The 22,807-nt window shown below is 67.0% G+C and carries 20 protein-coding genes and 1 tRNA gene; 10 read left to right on the top strand and 11 right to left on the bottom strand.

The annotated features are described in order from the left end of the window. Positions 1-51: 51 nt before the first annotated feature. The gene (locus AC0IZS_RS25290; RefSeq protein WP_471638189.1) at positions 52-2,430 is read right to left on the bottom strand and encodes an Orn/Lys/Arg family decarboxylase; all 2,379 of its coding nucleotides are present in this window, start codon (positions 2,428-2,430) and stop codon (positions 52-54) included. 178 nt (positions 2,431-2,608) lie between these two features. Here AC0IZS_RS25290 and AC0IZS_RS25285 point away from each other — a divergent pair, with 178 nt between their 5' ends. From AC0IZS_RS25285 to AC0IZS_RS25270, 4 genes are all read left to right on the top strand, one after another. After that, on the top strand, positions 2,609-3,034 hold the full coding sequence (locus AC0IZS_RS25285; RefSeq protein ID WP_471638188.1) for an NfeD family protein: 426 nt from the start codon (positions 2,609-2,611) through the stop codon (positions 3,032-3,034). A gap of 35 nt (positions 3,035-3,069) precedes the next feature. Next, entirely contained in the window at positions 3,070-3,996 is a 927-nt protein-coding gene (locus tag AC0IZS_RS25280; protein WP_471638187.1) for an SPFH domain-containing protein, read from the top strand. A 108-nt stretch (positions 3,997-4,104) separates the two neighbouring features. Continuing rightward, a tRNA-Ser gene (locus tag AC0IZS_RS25275) sits at positions 4,105-4,194 on the top strand. 187 nt (positions 4,195-4,381) lie between these two features. Further along, a complete protein-coding gene (locus tag AC0IZS_RS25270; RefSeq protein ID WP_471638186.1) occupies positions 4,382-4,987 on the top strand; it encodes a hypothetical protein in 606 nt (201 codons plus the stop codon). A gap of 184 nt (positions 4,988-5,171) precedes the next feature. Here AC0IZS_RS25270 and AC0IZS_RS25265 read toward each other — a convergent pair whose 3' ends face one another. Together AC0IZS_RS25265 and AC0IZS_RS25260 are read right to left on the bottom strand one after the other, a co-directional pair. Continuing rightward, positions 5,172-5,408, bottom strand: coding sequence for a tautomerase family protein (locus tag AC0IZS_RS25265; protein WP_471638185.1), 237 nt, complete (start codon positions 5,406-5,408; stop codon positions 5,172-5,174). 14 nt (positions 5,409-5,422) lie between these two features. After that, complete coding sequence (locus AC0IZS_RS25260; protein ID WP_471638184.1) at positions 5,423-6,133, bottom strand: SDR family NAD(P)-dependent oxidoreductase; 711 nt, start codon at positions 6,131-6,133, stop codon at positions 5,423-5,425. A 112-nt stretch (positions 6,134-6,245) separates the two neighbouring features. On the opposite strand from AC0IZS_RS25260, the gene AC0IZS_RS25255 reads away from it, so the two are divergent. The 6 genes from AC0IZS_RS25255 to AC0IZS_RS25230 all read left to right on the top strand — a co-directional run bounded on the left by AC0IZS_RS25255 (position 6,246) and on the right by AC0IZS_RS25230 (position 13,977). Further along, complete coding sequence (locus AC0IZS_RS25255) at positions 6,246-7,139, top strand: LysR family transcriptional regulator (protein WP_471638183.1); 894 nt, start codon at positions 6,246-6,248, stop codon at positions 7,137-7,139. Positions 7,140-7,283: 144 nt separating this feature from the next. After that, positions 7,284-8,600: an MFS transporter gene (locus AC0IZS_RS25250; protein ID WP_471638182.1), complete on the top strand. Its 1,317-nt coding sequence runs from the start codon at positions 7,284-7,286 to the stop codon at positions 8,598-8,600. A gap of 60 nt (positions 8,601-8,660) precedes the next feature. Further along, complete coding sequence (locus AC0IZS_RS25245; RefSeq protein ID WP_471638181.1) at positions 8,661-10,118, top strand: FAD-binding oxidoreductase; 1,458 nt, start codon at positions 8,661-8,663, stop codon at positions 10,116-10,118. Continuing rightward, a complete protein-coding gene (locus tag AC0IZS_RS25240) occupies positions 10,115-11,677 on the top strand; it encodes a tannase/feruloyl esterase family alpha/beta hydrolase (RefSeq protein WP_471638180.1) in 1,563 nt (520 codons plus the stop codon). Before AC0IZS_RS25245 ends, AC0IZS_RS25240 begins: the two co-directional genes overlap by 4 nt. Positions 11,678-11,744: 67 nt before the next feature. Beyond that, on the top strand, positions 11,745-12,728 hold the full coding sequence (locus AC0IZS_RS25235; protein WP_471638179.1) for a LysR substrate-binding domain-containing protein: 984 nt from the start codon (positions 11,745-11,747) through the stop codon (positions 12,726-12,728). Between the two features lie 166 nt (positions 12,729-12,894). After that, on the top strand, positions 12,895-13,977 hold the full coding sequence (locus AC0IZS_RS25230) for an alpha/beta hydrolase (RefSeq protein WP_471638178.1): 1,083 nt from the start codon (positions 12,895-12,897) through the stop codon (positions 13,975-13,977). 16 nt (positions 13,978-13,993) lie between these two features. On the opposite strand, the gene AC0IZS_RS25225 is transcribed toward AC0IZS_RS25230, so the two are convergent. The 8 genes from AC0IZS_RS25225 to AC0IZS_RS25190 form a co-directional block, all read right to left on the bottom strand. After that, positions 13,994-15,013, bottom strand: coding sequence for a sensor domain-containing diguanylate cyclase (locus AC0IZS_RS25225; RefSeq protein ID WP_471639574.1), 1,020 nt, complete (start codon positions 15,011-15,013; stop codon positions 13,994-13,996). Positions 15,014-15,188: 175 nt separating this feature from the next. Beyond that, a complete protein-coding gene (locus AC0IZS_RS25220) occupies positions 15,189-16,343 on the bottom strand; it encodes an acyl-CoA dehydrogenase family protein (protein WP_471638177.1) in 1,155 nt (384 codons plus the stop codon). 3 nt (positions 16,344-16,346) lie between these two features. After that, entirely contained in the window at positions 16,347-17,177 is an 831-nt protein-coding gene (locus tag AC0IZS_RS25215) for an SDR family NAD(P)-dependent oxidoreductase (RefSeq protein ID WP_471638176.1), read from the bottom strand. A gap of 24 nt (positions 17,178-17,201) precedes the next feature. Then, positions 17,202-17,624: a MaoC/PaaZ C-terminal domain-containing protein gene (locus tag AC0IZS_RS25210; RefSeq protein ID WP_471638175.1), complete on the bottom strand. Its 423-nt coding sequence runs from the start codon at positions 17,622-17,624 to the stop codon at positions 17,202-17,204. A 7-nt stretch (positions 17,625-17,631) separates the two neighbouring features. After that, positions 17,632-18,072 (bottom strand): MaoC family dehydratase N-terminal domain-containing protein, encoded by a 441-nt coding sequence (locus AC0IZS_RS25205; RefSeq protein ID WP_471638174.1) that lies wholly within the window; start codon positions 18,070-18,072, stop codon positions 17,632-17,634. Next, positions 18,069-19,268: a lipid-transfer protein gene (locus tag AC0IZS_RS25200; protein WP_471638173.1), complete on the bottom strand. Its 1,200-nt coding sequence runs from the start codon at positions 19,266-19,268 to the stop codon at positions 18,069-18,071. The genes AC0IZS_RS25205 and AC0IZS_RS25200 overlap by 4 nt, the downstream gene beginning before the upstream one ends. A gap of 42 nt (positions 19,269-19,310) precedes the next feature. Continuing rightward, positions 19,311-20,870, bottom strand: a complete 1,560-nt coding sequence (locus tag AC0IZS_RS25195) for a long-chain-fatty-acid--CoA ligase (protein ID WP_471638172.1) — start codon at positions 20,868-20,870, stop codon at positions 19,311-19,313. A gap of 135 nt (positions 20,871-21,005) precedes the next feature. Then, positions 21,006-22,637 (bottom strand): tannase/feruloyl esterase family alpha/beta hydrolase, encoded by a 1,632-nt coding sequence (locus AC0IZS_RS25190; RefSeq protein WP_471638171.1) that lies wholly within the window; start codon positions 22,635-22,637, stop codon positions 21,006-21,008. Positions 22,638-22,807 lie beyond the last annotated feature (170 nt).

Below are 22,807 nucleotides of genomic sequence, written 5' to 3'. Positions count from 1 at the left end.
TCGGGTCATGCGGGGCCCAGGTTTTCGCTGGGCTCCGCTGTTCGTCCAGACTCAGATCGTGCGACCGAAGGGCCCGTCCGATCCCACCTGCACCAGGTTCTTCTCGGTTGCCAGCGGCTTCGGATTTTTCTTGGTCGGCTTGGCGGGCACTTCCTCGGCCACGCAGTCGGCGTAGTAGCGCACATGGCCGTTCTCGTCCTCCACCTCGACCAGGCCGTGGATGTCGGTCTCGAAGCCCGGGCACAGCTTGGCGAACTCGCGAGCGAACTTGAGGTAGTCCACGATCTTCTTGTTGAACACCTCACCGGGGATCAGCAGCGGAATGCCCGGTGGGTACGGCGTGACCAGGCCCACGGTGATGCGGCCTTCGAGCTGGTCGATCTCCACGCGCTCGGTCTTGCGGTGCGCGATGTGCGCGTACGCATCCGAGGGCTTCATGGCGGGCGTGAGGTCCGACAGGTACATCTCGGTCGTCAGGCGCGCGATGTCGTACTTGGCGTACATCTCGTGAACGTGCTGGCACAGGTCCTGCAGGCCCATGCGCTCGTAGCGCTTGTGCTGCTGGCAGAACTCGGGAAGGATGCGCCACATGGGCTGGTTCTTCTCGTAGTCGTCCTTGAACTGCTGCAGCGCGGTGAGCAGCGTGTTCCAGCGGCCCTTGGTGATGCCGATGGTGAACATCACGAAGAAGCTGTACAGGCCCGTCTTTTCGACCACCACGCCGTGCTCGGCCAGGTACTTGGTAACGATGGACGCAGGAATGCCCTTCTTGTCGAACTTGCCGTCCAGGTTCAGGCCTGGCGTGACAATGGTGGACTTGATCGGGTCCAGCATGTTGAAGCCGTCGGCCAACTGGCCGAAGCCGTGCCACTTGGTGCCGGCCTTCTTGCCCTTGGCGTCGCTGCGGATGATCCAGTCTTCCGCACGGCCCATGCCTTCTTCCACGAGCTTGTCGGGGCCCCAGACCTTGAACCACCAGTCGTTCTTGCCAAAATCGTTCTCGATCTGGCGCATGGCGCGGCGGAAATCGAGCGCCTCCAGAATGCTCTCTTCCACCAGCGCGGTGCCGCCGGGCGGCTCCATCATCGCGGCGGCCACGTCGCAGCTGGCGATGATGCTGTACTGCGGGCTGGTGCTGGTGTGCATCAGGTAGGCCTCGTTGAAGAGGTGGCGGTCCAGCTTGGTGGTCTGCGAGTCCTGCACCAGCACGTGGCTGGCCTGGCTGATGCCGGCCAGCAGCTTGTGGATGGACTGCGTGGCGTAGGTAACCGAGTGCTTGGGGCGCGTGCGCTTCTTGCCCATGGCGTGGTAGGTGCCATAGAAGGGGTGGAAGGCGGCGTGCGGCAGCCAGGCCTCGTCGAAGTGCAGGTTGTCCACGTAGCCATCGAGCATGCCCTTGATGGTTTCGGTGTTGTAGAGCACGCCGTCGTAGGTGGATTGCGTGAGCGTGAGCACGCGCGGCTTGACCTTCTTGGCGTCCACGCCCTTGAGCAGCGGGTTGGCGCGGATCTTGGCCTGGATGGCCTCGGGCTCGAACTCGCTTTGCGGGATCGGGCCGATGATGCCGAAGTGGTTGCGCGTGGGCTTCATGAACACCGGGATGGCCCCGGTCATGATGATGCTGTGCAGGATGGACTTGTGGCAGTTGCGGTCCACCACCACCACGTCGCCCGGGGCCACGGTGTGGTGCCAGACCATCTTGTTGGAGGTGCTGGTGCCATTGGTCACGAAGAAGCAGTGGTCGGCATTGAAGATGCGCGCGGCATTGCGCTCGCTCTCGCCGATGGCGCCGTTGTGGTCCAGCAACTGGCCCAGTTCTTCCACGGCATTGCACACGTCGGCGCGCAGCATGTTCTCGCCGTAGAACTGGTGGTACATCTGGCCCACCGGGCTTTTCAGGAAGGCGACGCCACCCGAGTGCCCTGGGCAGTGCCAGCTGTACGAGCCGTCTTCGGCATAGTCGAGCAGCGCCTTGAAGAACGGCGGCTGCACACTCTCCAGGTAGCTCTTGGCTTCGCGGATGATGTGGCGCGCCACGAATTCGGGGGTGTCCTCGAACATGTGGATGAATCCGTGCAGCTCGCGCAGGATGTCGTTGGGCAGGTGGCGGCTGGTCTTGGTCTCGCCGTGCACGTAGATCGGCACTTCGGTGTTCTTGCGACGCACTTCGCCGATGAAGTTGCGCAGGCTCAGCACGATGGGGTCAAGCCCCTCGCCCACGGTGAACTCCTCGTCGTCGATGGACAGGATGAACGCACTGGCGCGGCTTTGCTGCTGCGCGAACTGCGACAGATCACCGTAGCTGGTGACGCCCACCACCTCGAAACCCTCGGCCTCGATGGCCTGCGCCAGGGCGCGAATGCCCAGGCCCGAGGTGTTCTCGGAACGATAGTCCTCGTCGATGATGATGATGGGAAAACGAAACTTCATGCGCAGCCTCCGTGAAACCGTGCCCTGCCGGCCAAAAAACGAAATAGGCGCGAAGTGTAAGGAATAACGAAGTCAGGCCTTTGACCTGGGGTTCTTTTGACCCAGAATGTGGTGGATTAAGAACAGACATACGGGCTGTTCAGAATCGGAAGAACACACAACACAGGAGGAGGTACACATGGAGGAATCCACCATCTGGTGGCTGGCGGCAGGGATCGTCGTGGTGGCAGAAATGCTCACGGGCACGTTTTACCTGCTCATGATGGCCGTGGGCCTGGTTGCGGCGGCCCTGGCCGCGCACATGGGCCTGTCTTCGGCTTTGCAGATCGTCGTTGCGGCCCTGGTCGGCGGCGGGGCCGTGGTGGCCTGGCACTTTGCCAGGCGCAAGCGCCCGGGCGACCCATCACCGCGCGCAGACCGCAGCGTGAACATGGACGTGGGTGAAACCATCCTCATCGAGGGCTGGAACCCCGACGGCACCACCACCGTGAAATACCGCGGCGCCATGTGGACGGCCATCCACCGCCCGGGCGTCACGCCCTCCACCGGCATGCACCGGGTCGCCGAGCTGGTGGGCAACCGCCTGCTGGTCGACCCCATGTAACCCCACCGTACGTGCAAGAACACTGAAAGTCGTCCATGGACAAAACCTACATCGCACTCGTCATCATCGTCATCGTGGCGGTGTTCATCATCCGCAGCTTCAAGCAGGTGCCCCAGCAGAACGCCTGGGTGGTGGAGCGGCTGGGCAAGTACCACAGCACGCTGGCGCCCGGGCTCAAGCTCATCATCCCGTTCATCGACAAGGTCGCCTACAAGCACAGCTTGAAGGAAATCCCGCTCGACGTGCCCAGCCAGGTCTGCATCACGCGCGACAACACGCAGTTGCAGGTGGACGGCATCCTGTACTTCCAGGTGACCGACCCCATGCGCGCCAGCTACGGCTCGTCCAACTACATCATGGCCGTGACGCAACTGGCCCAGACCTCGCTGCGCTCGGTGATCGGCAAGCTTGAGCTGGACAAGACCTTCGAGGAGCGCGACATCATCAACGCCCAGGTGGTCCAGGCCATCGACGAGGCGGCCCTGAACTGGGGCGTGAAGGTGCTGCGCTATGAGATCAAGGACCTGACGCCCCCGGCCGAAATCCTGCGCTCCATGCAGGCCCAGATCACCGCCGAGCGCGAGAAGCGCGCGCTGATCGCCGCCTCCGAAGGCCGCCGCCAGGAGCAGATCAACATCGCCACCGGCGAGCGCGAGGCCTTCATCGCCCGCTCCGAAGGTGAAAAGCAGGCCCAGATCAACAACGCCCAGGGCGAGGCAGCAGCCATCATGGCCGTGGCCGAAGCCACGGCCCAGGCCATCGAGCGCGTGGCCGCCGCCATCCGCCAGCCCGGCGGCGAACAGGCCGTGCAGCTCAAGGTCGCCGAAAAGGCCGTGGAGGCCTACGCCAAGGTGGCCGCCGATGCCACCACCACCCTCATCGTGCCCAGCAACATGACCGAGGTCTCGGCCCTGATCGGCTCGGCGATGAAGATGGTGCAGACGACGCAAAGAACCGTATGACGGCATCCACCCGATGAAGGGGGCGGGCAGCCAATGCAGCGTTTTTTTGGCCCACCCTGCCCCAACTTCCAAAAACAGCCCAAACCTGTGGCTATAATCGAAGGCTTCGGAGAGGTGGATGAGCGGTTTAAGTCGCACGCCTGGAAAGCGTGTGTGGGCTAATCCCCACCGCGGGTTCGAATCCCGCCCTCTCCGCCAAAGATACAACCCCAAGTAGCTCACGCTGCTTGGGGTTTTTTCTTGGCTGCGCAGAGACCGGACCTTCCATGGACGCATGGTCATGGAATAATTCTTTGCGGGTAGCGACGTCAAGGCGGCAAGTGCCGCCCCGGCCCCACACAAGACCAGTAGATGGCCCGGAACATATCGAGAGGGATGTCCAAGAATGCTTGAAATTACACGACAGGCCCTAGATAGAGCGGCCGTGGTGGCCGCTGCTGTTTGCAGCATGGCGTTTGCCACACCCGCGTTTGCCGACACATTCAAATGCACGGTAGGCGGCAAGGTGCAGTACCAGCAGATGCCCTGCGCAGATGGACAGGAAAAGGTGCTGGACGACAGCAATCGGCGCATGCTCCAGCGTGAGCGCGAAGCGAAGGAACGGCTGATGAAACAGGAAGGCGAGGCATTCACGGCAAAGGGGGGCGCTGGTGCTGGCAATGAGGGTGAGCGCCATGCAAAGGCGGACCAGGCGATGCGCTCCTACTTTGAGCAAACCCTGATAGACCCTTCCAGCGTGCAGTTTCGAAACCTTCGGGTGTTCCTTGACGTGCCCGGGTCGAAGCTACGCAAGAGCGGTTCGAAGACCACTCCGCTTGTCGACGTGGTGTGCGGGGAAGTGAATTCCAAGAATCGCATGGGCGGCTATGTCGGTTTCAGGCATTTCTACTGGGACAGCGATGAAAGAAAGGCCGTGGGGCCGCTCGATGACCGGGAAATGGGTGCCATCCTGGAAGGCGTGGCGCAACGTACTTGCGCAGGACTGCGCTAAGCGCTTTCGGCCTTGCGATCACGGCAGGCAGGGCCGATGCCATGCTCTTTGCGCTCGGGGCCGAGCGTTCCGCCCTCTGCGCCAAAGATGCAACCCCAAGTGGCTCACGCTGCCTGGGGTTTTTTCTTGGCTGCTCGGCCATGCCCAGGCCGCATGCACCCGCCCCTGAGCCGGCCACGCAGAGTCAGCCCGGTTGCGGCTTGGATCGCGCTCGCCACTCGGGCACGGTCAGGCCGCCGACGCCCCAACTGTCGAGATCGACCTCGTCGATGACCACGAAGGTGGAGTCGTGGGGCTTGCCCATGACCTCGTACAGCAGGTCGGAGACGCCCTGGATGAGGGCGCGCTTCTGTTCCAGGGTGGTGGCGCTGGCGCCGGGCGCCGTTCCCTCGCGCGTGACCTTGATGTTGACGTAGGGCATACGGGTCCCCTCTCTTACCAGCGGCCGGCGTGCTGGCCGCCGTCGACGTTGAGGGTTTCGCCCGTGACGAAGGCAGCGTTCTCCAGGTACATGACGGCGTCGGCCACCTCGGAGACCTCGCCCATGCGCCCCATGGGGTGCATGCCGGCGAGAACGCCGTGCGCCGCCGGGTCGTGCATGGGCGTCTTGATGATGCCGGGGGCCACCGCGTTCACGCGCACGCCGGTCTGCGCGTACTCGATGGCAAGGCCGCGGGTCACCGCGTCCAACCCGCCCTTGGTCAGCAGGGCCAGGCCCGAGGGCGCGCCGGCAATCGCCTGGTGCACCAGCGTGGTGGTGATCTGCACGATGTGGCCGCGGCCCTGGCGCAGCATGTGCGGCAGCACGGCCTGCGTGGTGTGGAAGAAGCCGGCCAGGTTGATGTCCACCACGTTGCGAAACTCTTCGCCGGTGTAGTCGGTGAACGGCTTGCCCAGGAAGATGCCGGCATTGTTGACCAGCGTGTCGATGCGGCCGAAGCGCTCCAGCGCGGCCGCTACCAGATACGCAGCGGCCAATGGGTCACGCACATCGCCCGCAACGGACAGGACGTCCGGGTCCGTGGAGGGCTTAATGCTGCGCGAGGTGGCGACCACGGCGTAGCCGTGCCGGCGGTACGCGGCGGCGATGCCGGCACCGATGCCTTGCGATGCGCCGGTGACGATGGCGACTTTTTTCTCACTCATGAATGGCTCCTTGGGAATGCCGATACAGACAGATGGATGGCGAAGGGTTCTCCCTAAGCTGTTCATAGAGTGGGGACGGCACCCCTGGAGCGGTAGCCGTTATCCTCGCACAATGGCTGATAGAAAACGCACAGAGGTCGACTGGCAGGACGTGCGCGTCTTCCTGGCATTGGGGCGCTACCGCAGCCTGTCGGCCGCGGCCCGGGCGCTGCAGGTGAACCACGCGACCATCGCCCGGCGCATCCAGTCGCTTGAGCACAGCATGGGCGAAAAGCTGGTGGAGCGCCGGCCCGACGGCTATGTGATGACCCCGGCCGGCGAGGTGGCACTGCAGGCGGCCACCAGCATGGAAGCGGCAGCGCAGACGCTGACCCGGGCCGAGCGCGGCGAGGGAGAGGACCTGCGCGGGCTGGTGCGCATCAACGCACCGCCGGCACTGGCCCATGCCTTCCTGGCGGCGCAGCTGGCCAGGCTCACCTCGCTTCACCCGGGGCTGGACATCGACCTGGCGACAGACCTGCATTCCATCAGCCTGAACCGGCGCCAGGCCGACATTGCCGTGCGCCTGGGCCGGCCCGGCGACGGCGACCTGATTGCCAAGCCCGCAGGCAAGATGGCTTTCGGCTTCTATGGCACACGCCAGCGCTGCGAGGAGGTCGAACAGGGCCTGCCACCGGTGTTCATCAGCTTCGACGAGCAGCACTCGGGCATGCCGGAGTCGAGTTGGCTGGTGCAGCAGTTCCCGCGCGCGCGCCTGGCCTTCCGGGCGGAGAACCAGGTCCTGCAGGCGACCGCCGCGCGTGCCGGCGCGGGGATCGCGCTGCTGCCGCACTACATCGGTCGGCAGGTGCCCGAACTGCAGCCGTGCCCGCTGGGCCCGCTGCCGCCCGCGCGCGAGATCTTTGTGCTGATCCGCGGACAGGACCGGCATGCGGGCCCGATCCGCGCCGTGGTGCTGCACCTGCTCGATGTGTTTCGGGAAAACCGCGCCCTGTTTGCCGCCTGACCCTGTGCAGGGATGCCCTTGCGACCATCTCTTTCAGAGATACGAAGCTCGCCAATCCATATGAATTTTGCGTAGTAACCCCCGGCGGTGCAGCCGGCACCGGTGCAACCATCTCGCCACACCAACAACGAAAGCGAGACAGCCATGGGTTCCCCCGCAATCACGCAGCCCTACGCGGGCCCGTTCGACAGCACCGCCGACGCGACCTACCGCAAGGTCGGCTGGCGCCTGCTGCCACTGCTCTTCCTGTGCTACATCGTGGCCTACCTGGACCGCGTGAACGTCGGCTTCGCCAAGCTGCAGATGCAGGGCGACCTGCAGTTCAGCGAAGCGGTCTACGGGCTGGGCGCCGGCATCTTCTTCCTCGGTTACTTCCTCTTCGAGGTGCCCAGCAACGTGGTGCTGCACCGCGTGGGCGCGCGCCGCTGGATCGCGCGCATCATGGTCACCTGGGGCCTGCTGTCGGCGGGCACCATGTTCGTCAGCTCGCCCACCTCGTTCTACGTGGTCCGCTTCCTGCTCGGCGCGGCCGAGGCGGGATTCTTTCCCGGCATCATCCTGTACCTCACCTACTGGTACCCCGCAGCACGCCGCGGCAAGGCCACCTCGCTGTTTCTGGCCGCCATCCCGTTCGCGGGCATCCTGGGCGGGCCGATCTCGGGCTGGATTCTGCAGGGCATGGGCGGCATCAACGGCTGGGCCGGGTGGCAGTGGCTGTTTTTGCTGCAGGGTCTGCCGACCGTGGCGCTGGGCCTGGTGGTGTGGCGCTACCTCGACGACCGCGTGAAGGACGCGCGCTGGCTCACCCCGGCCGAGCGCGCGCTGATCGCCCGCGAGATCGCGGCCGAGGATGCCGGCAAGCCCGAGGCGAAGATCCTCAGCGTCCTGGCCAACCCGCGCGTCTGGCTGCTGGCACTGGTGTACTTCGCCTTCGTCTCGGGCCTGTACGGCATCTCGTTCTGGCTGCCCAGCATCATCAAGGCCATGGGCATCAAGGGCGCACTCGACATCGGCCTGGTCAGCGCCATCCCCTGGTCCTTCGGCGTGGTGGCCATGTACCTGGCGGCGCGCAGTGCGGACCGGCGGCTCGAATACCGCTGGCACAGCGCGATTGCAGCGGTGGTGGGCGCGGCCGGACTGATCCTGAGCGTGGCCTTCCATGGCAACGCCGTGTGGGCCATGGCCGGGCTCACACTGGCCACCATGGGCATCATGGCCACCCTGCCCATCTTCTGGGGCATGCCCACGGCATTTCTCGGCGGTGCGGCCGCAGCCGCAGGCATCGCCTTCATCAACTCCTTCGGCAACCTCTCGGGCTTTTCCGCACCCTACCTGATCGGTGTGATCAAGGATGCGACCCAAAGCACCGACGCGGGCCTGCACATGCTGGCCGCACTGCTCGTGATCGGCGCGGTGCTGGTGCTGTTCGTCAAGCCAGAGACACGCGCGCCCCAGCGTTGACCGCCTTGCGCTGCCGCGATCCTGCGCAGCGCCCTCCCCTTTTCCAGAAAGAGACTTCCCATGCTTGCGGAACTGAGTCCCCTCGCGCGCGCGCAACGCCGCGCGCCCTCCAGCGAACTGCTCGCCCTGCTGCGCCAGCGCTTCGGCGAGCGCTGCTCCACCAGCCAGGCCGTGCTGCTGCAGCACGGCACGGACGAGTCGGCCTACCTGCCCCAGCCGCCCGACGCCGTGGTCTATGTGCAGAGCAGCGAGGAGGTGGCCTTTGTCGTGCGGGCGTGTGCGCGCGAACGTGTACCGATCATCGGCTTCGGCGTGGGCTCCTCGGTGGAGGGGCACCTGCTGGCCATCGAGGGCGGCGTCTGCGTGGACTTCTCGCAGATGAACCAGGTGCTGGCCATCCGGCCCGGCGATCTCACGGCCACCGTGCAGGCGGGCGTCACGCGCGGGCAGCTCAATGCCGCGCTGGCGGGTACGGGCTTCTTCTTCTCGGTGGACCCTGGTGCCGATGCCTCCATCGGCGGCATGGCGGCCACCGCAGCATCCGGTACCAACACCGTGCGCTACGGCACCATGCGCGACAACCTCGTGAACCTCACCGTGGTCACCGCCAGCGGCGAGGTGGTGCGCACCGCCTCGCGGGCGCGCAAGAGCGCCGCAGGCTACAACCTCACGCAGCTGTACTGCGGGTCGGAAGGCACGCTGGGCCTGATCACCGAGGCCACGGTGCGCCTGCACCCGCACCCCGAGGCCTGCGCGGCAGCGGTGGTGCACTTCCCCACGGTGCAGGCCGCGGTGGACTGCGTGATCGAGTCGATCCAGATGGGTGTGCCACTGGCGCGTGCCGAAATGCTGGATGCGCTGACCATCCGCGCCGTCAACGCCCACAGCCGCACCACGCTGAGCGAGAACCCCACGCTGTTTCTGGAATTTGGCGGCAGCCGGGCGCAGATCGGCGAACAGTCGGACACCGTGCGCGAGATCGCAGCCAGCCATGGCGGCGGCGCCTTCGAGTGGGCGCACCTGCCCGAAGAGCGTTCGCGCCTGTGGACGCCGCGCCACCATGCCTACTTCGCCTGCCTGCAACTCAAGCCCGGCAGCCGCAGCCTGACCACCGATGCCTGCGTACCGCTGTCCGCCCTGGCGCAGTGCATTGCCGAGACCCAGGACGACCTCGCCGAGCACGGCCTGCTCGCGCCACTGTTCGGCCACGTGGGGGATGGCAATTTTCATTGCCTGGTGCTCGTCGATCCTGAAAGCGACGAGGAGAACGCCGCCGCCGAAGCCTTCAGCCACCGCCTGGTGCAGCGCGCGCTGCGCCATGGCGGCACCTGCACGGGCGAGCACGGTGTGGGCCTGCACAAGCAGCACTACCTGGCACTGGAGCATGGCGCGCCGGGCGTGGCGCTGATGCGCGCCGTCAAGCAGGCGCTGGACCCGCACAACATCTTCAACCCCGGCAAGGTCGTTGGCGCAACCGGGCCAGAACACCACGCCAACCACCAAGGAGACACCCCATGAGGAAACAGATGCAATGGCTGCTGCTGCCTGCGGCTGCACTCGCCACCCTGGCCGGCTGCGGCGGCGACGACGCGCCTGCGATGCCGCTGGCCGAAAAATGCGCCACCCTGCAGGGCAAGACCCTGGGCAACGGCAGCGTGGTGATCGACGAGGCGAAGGTGGCCGCCGCAGCGCCGCCCCAGCCCGAGTACTGCGTGGTGACGGCCCGCTTCAGGGACTCGGCCCTGCGCTTCGAGGCCCGGCTGCCCACCACGGGCTGGAACGGCAAGCTCGCCTTCCTGGGCGGTGGCGGCTTCGATGGCGCTATGCCCACGGCCGCCGCAGCGCAGTTCAGCGAGTCCATCTTCACCGAGCGCTACGCGACCATCGGCACCAACGGCGGGTACGACTACCCGCCGCCGCGCGACCTGAACTACTTCAAGGGCGAATTCGCGCTTGATGCTGCCCAACTGCTCGACTTTGCGCAACAGTCCGAGCACCGCGCCCTGCCGCCCGGCAAGGAGGTCATGGCGCAGTTCTTCGGAACGCCGCCCAGGCGCAGTTACTTCGAGGGCTGCTCCATGGGCGGGCACGACGCGCTGATGCAGGCGCAGCGCTTTCCCGAGGATTTCGACGGCATCGTCGCGCGGGCGCCAGCCGGCAACGTGATGGGTCTGTTCATGCAATTCAACCGCATCGCCCGGCAGCTCAAGAACCCCGGTAGTGCGCTCAGCCCCGCCAAGCAGGCCGTGCTGGCCAACGCGGTGCTGGCGCAGTGCGACGGGCTCGACGGCCTGAACGACGGCATCATCGCCCGGCCCGCCGCATGCCCGTTCGACGCCAGGGCATTGCGCTGTACGGGCGGCGCCGATACCGGCGACAGCTGTCTGTCGGACGCGCAGATCGCCACCGTGCAGGCCGTCACCTCGCCCACCGCCACGGCCAACGGCGTCTGGTCGCACCCCGGATACCCTTTCGGCGGCGAGAATGCGTCCAAGGGCTGGGGCGAGTACGTCTGGCCGCAGGCCGGCCTGGGTGGCGCCTCGCCGCAGGGCCTGTTCTCGGACGGGTTCATCCGCTCCTTCATCGCCCGCGACGCGTCGTTCGACACCGCCACCTGGAACCCAGACCAGTGGCTGGCGCGCATGGACACCATCGGCGGCCTGTTCGGCGCGACGGACCCGAACCTGGCCACGCTGCACGCGCGCGGCGCCAAGCTGATCCTGTGGAACGGCACGCTCGACACCTCGGTGAGCGCGCGCGACACCGCCCGCTACTACGAGCAGGTCGTTTCCGCCCTGGGCACAAAGAAGGCCGATGAAACGGTCGAGCTGTTCCTGGCGCCCGGCGTGGGCCACTGCTTTGGCGGCCCGGGGCCCGACAAGGTCGACCTGCTGCAGGCCATGGCCACCTGGGTGGAGCAAGGCGTACCCGCATCGCAGCAAAAGCTGGTGCTGCGCAAGGTCGAGGCCTCGGGTGCGACGGCCATGGCCCGGCCGATGTGCAGGTACCCGGCCTACCCGCGCTACAAGGGCACAGGCGATGCCAACGATGCGGCCAGCTTCGACTGCATGAACTGACGCACGCAGCGCTTCTTACAATGACGGGCCACCCCTGCACTGCAGGGGCAAGGCCGGAGGCCCCTGGATGGAATTGCGCCAGTTCAAGTATTTCGTGGCCATTGTGGACTGCGGCAGCCTGTCGCGCGCGGCCCAGCAGCTCTATGTGGCGCAATCGGCCCTGAGCAAGCAGATGACCGAACTCGAAGGCGAGCTGGGCACCCAGTTGCTGCTGCGCGGGCGCAATGGCGTGGCCATGACCGAGGCCGGCAAGGTGTTCTACGAGTACGCCCAGGGCATCACCAAGCAGGTCCAGGACGCCAAGGCCGCCGTGCATGTGGCGGCCGACTCGGTGGTGGGCACCGTCGTGGCTGCCGTGCCGCAGAGCGTCTCGCCGATGATCGCGCTGCCGCTGATGCGCGCCGCCGCGCGCCGCTACCCGGAGGTGGTGCTGCACCTCAACGAGGAGCTGACCGGCAACATGGTTGACCAGTTGCTGCGGGGGCGCGTGGACATGGCGATCTTCTCGCCCACCATGCCGGCGGAGGACACCACCTTCACGCCCCTGGTCGAGGAAGAGTTCGTCTTTCTCGAATCGCCCCAGGACCCGCAGGCCCTGCCGCCGGGCGAGGTGAGCCTGGCGCAGGCCCTGGCCCGCCCGCTGGTGTGGCCCGCCAACACGCACGGCCACTGCACGCGCTGGCTGGTGGACGCGGCGCTGGGCAGCGCAGGGCACCCGGCCGCGCGCGTGGCCGCAGAAATCAATTCGGTCTATACCCTGAAGGCCGCAGTGGAGGCGGGCCTGGGGCCCACCATCATGCCGCTGGGACTGGCCCAGCGCGAGGTCAGCGAGGGCCGCCTGCGCGCCCACCGCATCGCCTCGCCCGCCATGTACCGCACGCTCGGCCTGTGCCTGTCGGTGCATTTGCCCACCACCAATGCCAAGCGGGCCATCGTCCGGCTGATCGGGGACGTGGTGCGCGAGCTGTGTACCAGCGGGGAGTGGCAGGGGACGCGCCTGCCGACTGGCCCGAAAGCCGGAATTTCCGCGTCCGGATCGAGAAGTAGTTAACGCCCCGGTGCTGCGAAGGGCTTGCTGCCCTGCCCTAGCGGGCACTAAGCTCGATGCACCTGGAATCGATCCAACGCCGAGCCGGCACTCCAGGAGTCAAGTGCGTGAGCTGCGGCAGGCACCAAGCATTCCCTGCCCTTCCTACCCTTCCAACTGGAGTAGTCCGATGAAGCATTTCTGCCTCCTGGCCATCACCGCGGCGATCGCGGCCCACAGCCCGCTCGCAAGCGCGCAGGCAACCCTCAACCTGAACGACGGCGCATTGCGCATCCCCAGCCTGACGGTGGGTTCCGACGTCTACACCAACGTGGTGCTGCGCTACGGCGCAGACGGGCGGTTCGGCCTGGAAGCAGCCACGCCTCCTGCCGGCAACCCGGGTGGTGGAGGCGGCGGCGCAGCACAGACCCTCCAGCTGGCCTATGCGCCCCAGCCAAACACCCAGTACTGGTACACCGCACAGGGCCGGGTGGTCGCCACCTGCTCCAACCTGCCCCAGGCGGCCATCACCCTCAAGATACCGGCCGGCGCCACGGCCCAGGCCAAGGTGCCGCTGGTGATCAGCCTGGCGGGCTGGGCTCCCAATGGCAATCCGCCGGCGCCCGTGCCGCAGGACCCGGCCGGGCTGGACCAGTTCAGCGCTGCCGGCATGGCAGCGGCCACCTTCGAGTACCGGGGCTGCGACAACTGGAGCAGCCCGTTGATTGCCCGCACCAACGTGAACGAGACTTTCGACATCGCCAGTTCGGACTTCGGGCTCGGCCTGGCGGCGATCAAGGCCGCCGTCGCCGAGCGCAACCTGCCCATCGACACCAGCCGCATCGTTGTGGCTGGCACCTCGTTCTCGAGCAACCTGATCTTCACGGTGGCCACCAAGCACCGGCTGCAGGGCGCCATCGCACTGGCCGGGGGCTGCGACTACGACTGCAACGCCTCCGGCACGACCTACGAACAGCCCAATGATTTCCGGGTCAACGGCGCCGCCATCCGCGTCGCAGCGGTCTCGGGCAGCGCCGACCAGCTGTTCCCACCCGTCGGGCTGGGCAGCTCGGGCTACGGGGCCTCCGGCGCCCGGGCCCGCATCCTGACGGGCATTCCCGACGGCACCAAGAGGCCTGCGGCGTTCTACACCTACGTCGCGCCTGGCGCCGGCCATGAAGTCAATGCGGCGATGTGGGCCAAGGCGCGCACGTTTGCGCAGTGCATGACCAACGTGCGCCCAGCGGCAGACTGCGCGGCGGACGACCGCTGAGTCTGGGCGCCAGGCCTCAGTGCTGCAGCGCGCTGCGGCGCTCGTGCTTGGCCTGGTACATGGCCTCGTCCGCATGGCGGATGGCCGCATCGGCCGTGTTCAGCCCGGGGTCGGAGCAGACCACGCCCACACTGGCCCCCGGGTACTCCAGGGTCCGCTTGCCGGCCAGCGGAATGCGGCACACCGTGGCCTGCTGCAGGCGCTGGCGCAGGCTGCGGATGGCCTCGGCAGGGTCCTGGTCGCGCTGCGGTCCCGGGCCGACGAACACGAACTCATCGCCGCCGAAACGGCTCAGGAAGTCGCTTTCACGCATAGCTGCGCGCAGCTGGTTGGCAATGGCGCACAGCAGGGCATCGCCGGCTTCGTGGCCATGGCTGTCGTTGACCTGCTTGAAGCTGTCGAGATCGAGAAAAGCCACCATCACCATGCTGCCCGAGCGCCGTGAGCGCGCCTGCAGCCGCTCCAGCTCCTCGAACAGGGCGCGGCGGTTGGGCACGCCCGTGAGCGGGTCCAGCAGGGCCATGCTGGTGAGCTGCTCGTTCTTGCGCTGCAGCTCCCCCAGCAGTTGCTCGCGCTCGACCTGCTGGGCGATGAGGCCGGCGAACAGCTGCAGCATCTTCTCGGTCTCGGGCGGGAGCTCGGCGGGCTCGGCACTGGCCGCGCACAGCGTGCCATAGATAGCGCCGTCGGACAGCCGCACCGGCATGCTCACGTAGGTCTGGATGCCCAGGGCGGCAGCAGCCTCCGAGTCGCCCCAGCAGCCCTGCACGTCGGCCGTGAACATGCGGCCTTCCTTGAGGGCGCGATAGCACAGGGTGTCGCCCCATGGCACGGTCAGGCCCTCGGGGATCTCCATCTTGCGCGTATTGCGCGAGTACAGCACGTGCTGCAGCGCGCGCTGGAAGTCGATGGTGGTCAGGTAGGTGGACTCCAGCCGCGTGACCTTCTCCAGCATTTCCAGCAAGGGGCGGGTCAGCTCTTCCAGCGTCTTGGCCTGGACGACAGAGTCGGAAAGTCGGGCGAGAAGCGGGTCCATGGCAGCAGCAACGATGGGGTACACGGTTGGCATGTCAGTCCCCTGCGGACGCAGCCCATGCGGGCAATGTACGCCAATTCTGGCAATTAATTTATTGCCACAGGAAGAAATGTAGGATAAAGCCGCATTGTTCTGTCGGACTGCATCCTGCCGAGGCCCGCACTTCAACAACCTGTCATGACATGCCCAGCTTGCGCGCGATCAGGTCCTTCATGATCTCGCTGGTACCGCCGTAGATGCGCTGGATGCGCGCATCGGCGTACATGCGTGCAATCGGGTACTCAACCATGTAGCCATAGCCGCCGAAGAGCTGCAGGCACTCATCGGTCACCCTGCCCTGCTGCTCGGTACACCACAGCTTGGCCATGTAGGCGGCCTCGTTGTCCAGCGTGCCGTCCAGCATGCGCTGGGTGCAGTCGTTGACGAAAGTGCGCGCCACGTGGGCCAGCGTGGCGCATTCGGCCAGCTTGAAGCGCGTGTTCTGGAAGTCGAACACGCTTTGCCCGAAGGCCTTGCGCTGCCTGGTGTATTCCACCGTGAGCTCCACCGCACGCTCGATCACGGCGGCGGCCGGCACGCACAGCAGCATGCGCTCGTAAGGCAACTGGCTCATCAGCTGGATGAAGCCCTCGCCCTCCCTGGCACCGAGCAACTGGTCCGCAGGGATGCGCACGCCATCGAAGAACAGCTCGGCCGTATCGGATGCATGCTGGCCCAGCTTTTCCAGGCGTCGGCCGACGCGAAAGCCCGCCAGGTTCTCGGTCTCCAGCACCACCAGCGACACGCCGCGGCTGCCGGCCTCGCCGGTGCGCACGGCCACCACCAGCAGGTTGGCGGTGAAGCCGTTAGTAATGAAGGTCTTGGCGCCGTCGATCACATACCCATCCCCGTCGCGCCGGGCGCGGGTGCGCAGCGCCTTCAGGTCCGAGCCGCAACCGGGCTCGGTGAGCGCAATGCCGGCCAGCAGCTCGCCGCTGGCCAGGCGGGGCAGCCAGCGCTGCTTTTGCGCCTCGGTGCCATAGTCCATGAGGTAGTGGGCGGCGATGGAATGCACGGCCGTGTTCGCGGGCATCTCGGCCCGGGCCAGTTCGTCCTGCACCACCAGCTGGTAGGCCAGCGAGGCACCCGCGCCCTGGTAGGCCTCCGCCAGCTCGGGCAGCAAGAATCCCATGCGGCCGAAGGGCTGCCAGACCTCGCGCGGGATGTAGCCCTGGCGGCGCCAGCCGTCCAGGTGCGGTGCCATCTCGCCGGCGATGTAGCGGCGCACCTGGTCGCGAAAGGCTTCGATCTCATCGTCCATCCACCGGTGGCGGTACAGCTGGGGCAGCATGGCTCAGATCCCCGTGAGGCCGCCGCTGCACATGAGCGTCTGGCCACTGACATAGTCCGACTCGGGGATGCACAGCAGGTACACCGCGCCCGCCGCTTCCTCGGGCGTGCCGCCCCGGCCCAGCGGTATGCTGCGCTCCATCATCGCCATCAGTTCGGGGTTGATGCCGACCTTGATGTCGCGCCCGTCGATATGGGCCGTGGCCTGGTCCGCCGCGCTGCTGGTCAGCCGCGTCTTGATGAAGCCATAGGCCACGCAATTGACGGTAACGTTCATGCGGCCCCATTCCTTGGCCAGGGTCTGGGTCATGCCCAGGATGCCGGCCTTGGCCGTGGCGTAGTTGGCCTGGCCGGCATTGCCGAACAGCCCGGCCACCGACGAGATGTTGACCACCTTGCGCACCACGCGCTGGCCGGCATCGGTCTCGGCCTTGCCCAGCGCGCGGATCACGGGCTGCGCGGCACGCAGGATGCGAAACGGCGCCGTGAGGTGGCAGTCGATCATGGCGTACCACTGTTCGTCCGTCATCTTCTGCACCACGCTGTCCCAGGTGTAGCCGGCGTTGTTGATGAGGATGTTCAGGCCCTGGTATTCCTGCACCGCCGTGCCGACGAAGCGCTCGGCAAAGTCGGGCGCCGTCACGTTGCCCACGCAGGCCGTGGCCGTGCCGCCCGCCTGGCGGATGGCGTCCACCGTCTCCTGCGCCGGTTCGGGGTCCAGGTCGTTGACGACGATGCGTGCGCCTTCGGACGCGAGCTTGAGTGCGATGGCGCGGCCGATGCCGCGGCCCGAGCCGGTGATGAGGGCGACCTTGCCTTCGAGTTTGGGTGTCATTCTGGGTTGTCCTGTGCTGTGGTGTCACGGCAGCGCGATGAGCGCTTCGCCGACGATCTTGGTTTGTCCGAACTGGTTGGCGCTCTGGATTTCGAGGCGCACGCAGTGCTCGCCGCTGCGTTCGAGCTTTTCCACCACGCGCGCCGTGCAGCGCATGGCGTTGCCCAGGTGCGTGATGCCCTGAAAGCGCACGTCCAGGCGCCTGAGCTGGCTTTGCGGCACCCAGCGCGTGAGCAAGCGGCCGAGCCAGGCCATGCCCAGCATGCCCTGGGCGAAGACGTCCGGCATGCCAGCCCGGCGCGCCACGTCGGTGTCGATGTGGATGGCGTTGTGGTCGCCCGAGGCGCCGGCGAACAGGCACAGCGTGGTCCGGTCCACGGGCGCGATCTCCAATGCGGGCAGTTCGCTGCCCACCTGGATGGCGTCGAAGGTGATGGAGGTGGTCATGGGCATATCAATGGCGGCACACCAGCACGGTGCGCATTTCGGCGACGAGCTCATCGCGCTGGTTGGTGGCGCGCGAGGTCTTGACGACGAACTCCAGCGCGCCGTTCTTCTTGTCGTAGACGTCGGTGATCTTCGAGCGCACCGTCACCGTATCGCCCGCGCAGGCCGGGCTGTGGTAGGCAAAGCCCTGCTCGCCGTGGAGCAGCTTGGCAAACGGAATCCCCAGGTCCGCCAGCAGGCGGTCGGTCGCACCCGAATCGAGCTCGGCCGCGAACAAAAAGGTCGGAGGCGCAGGGATGTCCGCATAACCCGCGTCGCGCGCTGCCTGGGCGTCGGTATAGACCGGGTCCGTCTCGCCGATCGCCTTGGCGAAGAAGCGCAGACGGGTGCGCTCGATGGGCAGGACCGAGGCCTGCAGCTCATGGCCGATCCACTTCTTGTCGATCATCGTGGCTCCTTGACTACACGTTCATAGAGGGTCACGACACAGGCGCCACCCAGGCCCAGGTTGTGCTGCAGCGCCAGCCGCGCGCCATCGACCTGGCGCTTCTCGGCCGTGCCGCGCAGCTGCTGGACCAGCTCGGTACACTGCGCCAGGCCGGTGGCGCCCAGCGGGTGCCCCTTGCTCAGCAGGCCACCGGACGGGTTGGTGACCACCTTGCCGCCATAGGTGTTGTCTCCATCCAGCACGAACTTCTCGGCGCCCCCTTCAGGGCACAGGCCGAGCGATTCATAGCTCAGCAGCTCGTTGTGGGCAAAGCAGTCGTGCAGCTCGACCACCTGCACGTCCGCAGGGCCGATGCCGGCGGCGTCGTACACCTGGCGGGCAGCGTCGCGCGCCATGCTGAAGCCCACCACCTCGCGCATGTCGCGCGCCTCGAAGGTCACGGGCCGGTCGGTGGTCATGGCCTGCGCGCGGATGCGCACCGTGCGATCAAGACCATGGCGCTGGGCAAAAGCGTCGGAGCAGACGATTGCAGCCGCCGCGCCGCAGGTGGGCGGGCAGGCCATGAGCCGGGTCATGACGCCGGGCCACATCACCGGCGTGTTCAGCACCTCCTCGGCGGTGACCACGTTGCGAAACAGCGCCAGCGGGTTGTTGGCCGCATGGCGGCTGGCCTTGGCGCGGATCTCGGCAAAGGTGGACAGCGCCGTGCCGTGCTGCTGCATGTGGGCCAGCCCGGCGCCGCCGAAGTAGCGCAGCGCCAGCGGAATGCCGGGCTGGTCGACCAGCTCGTCCGTGGCCTTGTCGAAGTTCTCGAAGGGGCTGGGGCGGTCATTGAACATGGCGCCTAAAGCGCCTGGGCCCATGTGCTCGAAGCCCAGCGCCAGCACGCAGTCCGCCGCGCCGCTGGCCACGGCCTGGCGCGCCAGGAACAGCGCGGTCGAGCCGGTGGAGCAGTTGTTGTTGACGTTGACGATGGGGATGCCCGTCATGCCCACCTCGTACAGGGCGCGCTGCCCGGCGGTCGAATCGCCGTAGACATAGCCCACGTAGGCCTGCTGGACCTGCTCGTAGCCGATGCCGGCATCGGCCAGGGCCTGGCGCGTGGCCTCGGAGGCCATCACCGGGTAGGGCTGGTTCGCTCCCGGCTTGGTGAACGGGATCATGCCGACCCCGGTGACAAAGACATCACGGCTCATGGTTGCTTCTTTCCTGGTTTTGTGTTGTTGGGAGAGAGGCCGTCAGGCGACGGCGCGCTGGCGGTTCTTCCAGAACGGTTCGCGCAGTTGGGTCTTGAGCACCTTGCCGGCGCCGGACAGGGGCAGCGCGTCGACAAAATCGATGCTGCGCGGGCACTTGTAGCCCGCGATCAGCGCCTTGCAGTGCGCCACCAGGTCTGCCACCGCCACGCCCTGCCCCGGCCTGAGCACCACCACGGCATGCACGGATTCACCCCATTCCTCGCTGGGCACGCCGATCACGGCGCAGGTCAGCACGGCTGGGTGCTGGGCCAGCGCGTTCTCGACCTCGATGGAGTACACGTTCTCGCCGCCGGTGATGACCATGTCCTTGAGCCGGTCGGCGATGAAGATGAAGCCCTCGTCGTCCATGTAGGCGCCATCGCCCGTGTGCATCCAGCCGTCGCGGATGGCCTGGGCCGTCAGCTCCGGCTGGCGCCAGTAGCCCTGCATGACATTGGGGCCGCGCACCGCCACTTCGCCGATGGTGCCGCGCGGGGCCTCGCTGCCATCGGCGCTGACGATGCGCACCTCCACGCAGTGGGTGGCGCGGCCGGCAGAGCGCAGCTTGCCGCGCGCCCTCCCCTCGGCCGTGTGGCACCAGGCAGGGTTGATGGTGGCAATGGGCGACAGCTCCGTCATGCCGTAGGCCTGCACGAACTGCACGCCCGGCAGGGCCGCCATGGCACGCTCCAGCACCGCCTCGGAAATCGGCGATGCACCGTAGACGATGGTCTGCAGCGCGCTCAGGTCGCGCGGCAGCTGCATCGCCGGGTGGTCCACCAGCATCTGGATCATGGTGGGCACCAGCAGCACATGCGTGACGCGGTCGCGCTCCAGCGTGGCCAGCACCTGCTCGGGCTGGAACGAAGGCAGCACCGTGTGGGTGTTGCCCTCGATCCAGTGCGGCATGCCCATGCCAATGTCGGCCAGATGGAACATGGGCGCGACATGCAGGTAGGTGCCGCCCGGCGAGGCCAGGCCCTCGGACCGCGCGGCCTGGCCCACGCTGCACAGGTTGGCGTGGCTGAGCATCACGCCCTTGGGAAAGCCCGTGGTGCCACCGGTGTAGAAGATGCCCGCCAGGTCCTCGCCACGGCGCAGCGCGTCGGGGGCAGGTTCTGCAGCGCTCAGAATGGCCTCGTACCCCTGCATGCCCGCAGGCACCTCCCCGTCACCGCAATAGACCACCTCGCGCACCGTGGTGGCCTGGCCGCGAAAGCCCTCGGCCATGGCGCGAAAGGTCTCGTCGACGAGCAGGATGGTGGATTCCGAATCGTTGAGCGAGTAGACGATTTCGGCGGCCGACCAGCGCGTGTTACAGGGGTTGAGCACGCCGCCGCCCCAGGGCACGGCCATCTGGTATTCGAGGTAACGGTCGGAGTTGAGCGACAGCATGGCGACCCGGTCGCCCGGCTGCATGCCCAGCTTCTGCAGGGCGCGCGCCAGGCGCGCCACGCGTTCGCCCAGTTCGAGGAAGCTGTGCTGGCGGCTGCCGCAGCGCACGGCGATGCGGTGGGGGTGCTGCTGCAGGGCCCGGTGCAGCGACTGTGTCAGGTACATGGTGTTTGTCTCCGTGCTGCCGGCTTGTGTGCCGGCTTGTCTGTCGATGGTTCATGGTACGAATCGCGGCCCTGGTCCGCGAGGGCACATCGCACCGTTCTGATGGCAAAACGCCTCATTCGCTTAGGGGCGCGCTCACGGCCGCACGCAGTCGAAGCTGGCGGCGGCATGCACATCGCCCGTGCCCCGGTACTTCGGCCAGGTAGGAAACGGGCACAGCGGACGTGTGCGCCCCGGAGGGTTGGCGTCGGCCACGGTCTGGGGCCCTGGCGGCGTGCCGGAATCGGCCCAGCGGTCCAGCGCCTCCAGCGTGTTCATGCCTGTGGCGTTGAAGGGCCCCGTGGCATGGCCATAGCCCGGGATGGTGTAAAAGCGCATGAAGCCATCCACCTGGGCCTGACCGAACCGGGCGACCAGGGCCGCGTGGTAATCGACCGAGCCGCCCAGGGGAATCATGCTGTCCGACTGCCCGTGGACCAAGATCCACTTGGCCTTCTTCATGAACGGCAAGATGTCGGTGCTGGTGGCATCGAGCAGGCTGGACATTTCCTGAACGCGGGCCGCGTAGGGCCCAGGCTGCATGGGATCGAAGGCCAGGCTGCTCGCGCGCGGATCGCGCAGGATGAGGTGCCGCACCAGCACATCCCCGAAGCCGGACGTGGCGCCCAGGCTGGCGCTGGCAGGCGGGTTGGCAATGCCTGGCGACATGCCGAAGCCCCCAGTGGAGAGATAGGCCGTGGAGACGTCGAACCCGGCCTGGCTGGTGATGCCGTTCTTCAGCGCATAGGGGTAGGTGGTGCGGCCCCTGAGCGTCTGCGCGGTGGCCACCTGCGCGTCCGACAGGCAGGCATCGCCCCCGTCGGCGCCCCCCGCACAGCGCAGGCTGGCCGGCGCAAACTGGCAGGCCCCCACATTGCTGACGATGCCATCGGCCACGCCATCCAGCGCATCACAGGCGGCCAGCTCCGCCCGCTGCAGGGTCTGCAGCTTGGCCGGGTTCAGAAAGCCCGCCCCCGCACCAAGGTGCAACGCCCGATTGACCGTCTGCCAGGCCAGCAGCGTCGGCATGATGCTGTAGGCCGGGAACAGGGTGAGCATGCCGTCGTAGTCCTGTGGCCACTTCTGCATGGCGGTCATGCCCTCGTGCCCGCCCTTGGAGCCACCGACGAAATAGGTCCGTGCAGGTGCCGCGCCATAACGCGCCCGGATCAGCTGCGCCGCCACGTCGCGTGTTTTCTTCACGGCATCGCCACCGTAGTTGCGCAGCATCTCGTCGTTGAGCGCAAACTGCGCATCGAACTCGTCGCCGTTCGGCATCTGGTGGCCGCTGTCACCGGCAAACACGGCGTAGCCGCGCGCCAGCGGTGGCGTGGCCTCGACGAAGGGGCTGGTGGTATCGGGCACCACGCCATTGAGGCCGCCACCGCCCAGGTGTACGGCCTTGCCGTTCCACTGCGACGGCATCGCGATGGCAAAGCGGATCGACTGGGCTGCCCCATCGACCGGGCGGATCTCCCCCGAGACCTTGCAGTACTCCCCCAGCGGCGCTGCTGCGGCAACGAGCGTGGCGCCCGTGACCACCGCCCCGGTGGTGGCCAGCCCGATGTCCGAGCTGGCCACGGCCTTGCCCTGCAGGGCGTTGCAGGCCTGGGGCGGGGCCATGGCCGACGGCGCGGGCCCGTCGTCGCCGCCGCATGCGGACAGCAGCAGCAAGGGGCCGATGAGTGCCGCGGATGCGAGCCGCGGGCGGGTCTTCGAGTGGTTCATGTCTTGTCTCCAGGAGGGTCTTGTCGTTGGATGTCGGGCACGGTGCTGGCGGGTCTTTGGCGCCACCGTTGCACCGTGACCGGATGCTAGAAGCGCACTGCGGCAGTGGCGATGGCACGATCACGCCAATCCAATGGCACAAGACCTCAATCTGCCTGCACGCTCGGTGC

This window comes from Acidovorax sp. AC410 (assembly GCF_979253235.1).
The sequence above is the reverse complement of the archived record's forward strand: the minus strand, read 5'-3'. Positions and strand labels throughout refer to the sequence as shown.